The organism is Bartonella sp. AA86SXKL (assembly GCF_042196885.1).
The window spans coordinates 1-869 of record NZ_JBHIRE010000205.1; the positions used below are offsets into that span (position 1 = coordinate 1).

Here is an 869-nt window from a genome sequence, read left to right on the forward strand (position 1 = left end):
GTCAAGTGATGCATTTGCTTAATAGTCAGTCAAAAGGCGGAATTATGGCAGAACGCGATGCTTTTGATGATGATCGACAAGCCGTGGAAAGTTGGGCGAGAGCCGATAGCATTACTTGGCTGAAAAGTGGGGCTGTGTCTGGGGGAAGAATCCAGCCTAAGCCCGTTGCACAATTCCCCCAAGGCTTCTTTCAGCTGTTTAATGAAGCAAAGAGCGCACTCGAACAAGTGACCGGATTGTCTTCTGAATTTATTGGTACACGGGCGGTCAATCAACCAGGAATTCTTGAACAACAACGCCGCCAATCTTCACTCAATTTGTTGGCTTCTTTCTTTGATGGTTTGCGGCGATATCGGCAGCGACAGGGAAACATTATTCTCTACCTTATTCAAAACTATCTTTCCGATGGGCGATTGGTGCGTATTGCTGGTGACGAAAATGCTAGGTATGTGCCGTTAACACGCGAAATGATTACCAGTTTGGAGTATGATATTGTGGTTGATGATGCTCCAACGAGTCTCAATGAAAAAGAGCGGACATTTGCTATTATTATGCAATTGCTGCCTTTGATGCAGAGTTTCACAACGCCAGATATTATGCTCGATCTTTTGCGTTATTCACCTTTGCCTGCATCACTCATCCATAAAATTGCACTCAAAGCACAAAAGCAGAGTTTAGAGAAACAAAGTGCTCCATTGCAAGACAGTGCTGAGGCTTTAGGAGGCCCTAGCGGTCATGCCGGTGTGGAACAGCTGATGCCAATCCATTTTGCAGAAGGCACATGAAAAGTGAAATGGCTTTGTGTTTAGGAAGTGCGGTTTTTTATGCATAGCATCTTTGTCTGCATCACTCATCCATAAAATTGCACT

At 44.6% G+C, this 869-nt stretch carries 1 protein-coding gene; it reads left to right on the forward strand.

The annotated features are described in order from the left end of the window. A partial coding sequence (locus ACFIO5_RS10990; protein WP_522729886.1) for a portal protein occupies positions 1-785 on the forward strand: 785 nt, incomplete at its 5' end. Between the last annotated feature and the right edge of the window lie 84 nt (positions 786-869).